Source organism: Phormidesmis sp. 146-33 (assembly GCF_052939515.1).
Map to the genome: position 1 here is coordinate 1 of NZ_JBJPHU010000245.1, position 2,748 is coordinate 2,748.

Here is a 2,748-nt window from a genome sequence, read left to right on the forward strand (position 1 = left end):
GACATTGGACAGAAGACATTGGACAGAAGACGTTAGACATTAGGAGATCTGTCGTAAAGACTTGCCAAAATTTAACTGCGTAGCGTCTCGATCGTGATGTGAGCAATGTTCACCCTGCGGTTGGTAAGTTGTTTGGGGGAATGACCTTAGACAGAAAATCAAAGACCTGCCTCCAGAGTCTAAAGTCCGATATTCAACGTCCAAAGTCTTTCGCCGATCTTTTCACTTACCAGTGTATTTCCTGCAAGGTTGAGGTGAATGTGATCTTGGTAGAGCGTTTCAGGCTGATTGGCTGCATTGAATAAGGGCAAACAGTCGAGATAAGTGATCGCTTCAGATTGAGTAAATTCTATAAGTCGCTGACGGGCTTTGATTTCGTAATCGCGCGATCCGGGTTGACCGATTTCTCGCAGCAAGGGAGTCATCACTAAAAGAAACTGCGCCCCGCTCTGCTTGACGAGAAGATGAATCTGCCGAATGGCTTCTAGATTTGCGCCGACTCGATCGCCCCCTTCTGCATAAACTGCCTTCAATTCCTCGGACACAGGAGGCGGCGGTAAAAAGCGATTGAACGCTTCGATCAGGGCCAGAGGCGGTTTGCGATCGGGATAGTTGCGATCGTGTCCCACGGGTAGAGGGGTCGGAGCCGTGGCAAATAAATCGTCTGTGTTGATTACCAGCACAACTGCCTGAGCGTCAAAAAGACCGAACCGCTTGAGATACGCGAATTCATTGCGAGGGGCCCAGGAGTTGGCGGAAGCGTTGAGAACTTCGAGGGGAATGCTTTTGGAGGATCTAAGCCAGGTTGCCAGCATTTCTGACAAAGTGTTGGGTTGATCTGTCCACCAGCCGCCATTGACGATCGAGTCTCCAATCATCAAAATTCGCAGCGTTGCGTCGGGGCGCTTGGTTGAAATGGAATCGCTCCGCATCGAGAACTCATTGATCTCAATCCGATTGCCAAAGCGTCGGACTTTTTGATTGGGCGCTAACAAGTAGCCAATGCGGGGATCAGCTAAATAAAGTAGTGGATCACCAAACCCAAACAAAAGCCGCAGGGCAATTTCTAACAGGATCAGGAGTACCGTCACGAGTAGGAAAGCGACCCCTTGCGGGTAACTCAGAGAGAGCGACACAAGTTTCAGCACATAGATGACGAGTGAATTTGCTTTTCTATCTTGACCTGTGCGGTAACATCCGTCTTCCGTAGCGTGGTTTGGAATTATGAGAATTGAATTGATAAATATTCACAGCCAGCGTTGATTAGATTACTAGAACTAATCAAATACAAAAGATAAAATAATGCTTGAGAAAGAGGGTGATCCTTCATTTCGTCACTACCTTGGGAGTGAAATTAGTTACACACTTTTTAGACACTACTGGAGCGTGCAATCATGTCAGACCTGAACCGTGGCATCATGAAATTTGAAGGGGCAGACAGTCCCGCTGCAATCACTGTGTCGTCTGTGGTCATTCTTGGCAGCATTGCTGTTTTGATTCTTTGGGCTTTGCATTCTGCCTATATGGTGGGTTAGTGATTTGCTTTTGGCCGTTAGGATTGTGAAGTAAATAACCCATAATGGCTGGCGGTTAAAACCGCGCCTACAAGCACGAAGTCTGCCTTCGCAGACTAGGAAGATGGTTCAATCTGCGAAGGTGGCTTTGTTGAAATAGCCTTTTATGTTTTGTGTTCTATAGCAATCCGAAATCACTCGTGAAATGCAAAATTGATCGTGCCCCCTAAATCCCCCAAAATTGGGGGACTTTGAGCCGAGAGACTTCCTAAATTCCAAGACCCATTCCCAAGTTTCAAAGTCCCCCAGAATGGGGGATTTAGGGGGCGAAGCGAACTGGAACGGAGCGACAAAAATCTGCTCATGGCTCATTTAGGATTCCTATAGCTAACCCCCAAAAGTGAATGGTCTATTTTCCTTTGATTGGGTTGGCTCGACGCACTAAGGCATCTGCGGTGACGGCTAGTACCAGGACAGCCCCCTGAACAATGTTTTTGACGCTTTGTTCTTGATTGAGCAGATCTAAACCGTTGTCGAGACTGCCAATGATTAAAGCACCCAGCACAACTGCCCAAACAGAACCTCGTCCGCCAAACAAGCTGACTCCACCAATGACAGCGGCAGCGATCGCATTCAACAACAACGTGGCACTAATCTGAGTCGCAACAGCAGTACTGCGAGAGGTGAGCATAATTCCTGCGACCGCGGCCAGCGTCGATGCCAGCGTGAAGACTGCAATCTTCATGCCAATCACATTGATCCCGGCGCGACGAGCCGCTTCTTCATTACCGCCCACTGCATATAAGTGTCGCCCAAATCCAGTTTTGCGAAGAATCAGCCAGAACACCACAATCAAGCCCAGCGAAATCATCACCGCTTGAGGAACACCCTGATAGGACTGGAACAGAAACACCAATAAGAACACGAGCGCGAATACGGCGGCGACTTGTGAAATTAAGTTAGTCACTTTGCGAGTTCTCAATCCCGATCGAGCGCGTCGCCCTTGTTCATACCACAGACCCAAAGCGTATAAGCCTGCCAGCACAATGGGAAGACCCCAACTCAAAGCAGGATTGAGATAAGTCGGTGCTAACGATCGAATCACCGGATCTCGAACAATCAGCGTACTTTGGGCCCCCATGACAAGCAGCAGGAATCCGGCATAGCCGATCGACCCCGCCAATGTCACAATGAAAGAGGGAACGCGAAGAACAGCAACAAAGAAGCCGTTGAC

The 2,748-nt window shown here is 48.7% G+C and carries 3 protein-coding genes; 1 reads left to right on the forward strand and 2 read right to left on the reverse strand.

The window, feature by feature from the left end; genetic code table 11:
• Positions 1-179: 179 nt before the first annotated feature.
• Positions 180-1,148 carry an SGNH/GDSL hydrolase family protein gene (locus ACJ2PR_RS35540; RefSeq protein WP_446880589.1) on the reverse strand — a complete coding sequence of 323 codons (969 nt, stop codon included), beginning with the start codon at positions 1,146-1,148 and terminating at the stop codon, positions 180-182.
• 246 nt (positions 1,149-1,394) lie between these two features.
• On the opposite strand from ACJ2PR_RS35540, the gene ACJ2PR_RS35545 reads away from it, so the two are divergent.
• A complete protein-coding gene (locus ACJ2PR_RS35545) occupies positions 1,395-1,535 on the forward strand; it encodes a hypothetical protein (RefSeq protein ID WP_446856744.1) in 141 nt (46 codons plus the stop codon).
• Positions 1,536-1,923: 388 nt separating this feature from the next.
• Here ACJ2PR_RS35545 and ACJ2PR_RS35550 read toward each other — a convergent pair.
• A partial coding sequence (locus ACJ2PR_RS35550; RefSeq protein ID WP_446880590.1) for a sugar ABC transporter permease occupies positions 1,924-2,748 on the reverse strand: 825 nt, incomplete at its 5' end.

Bases quoted from the DNA above. Each gene is read 5' to 3' on its own strand.
- ACJ2PR_RS35545 (WP_446856744.1), top strand. From the start codon at position 1,395: ATGTCAGACCTGAACCGTGGCATCATGAAATTTGAAGGGGCAGACAGT.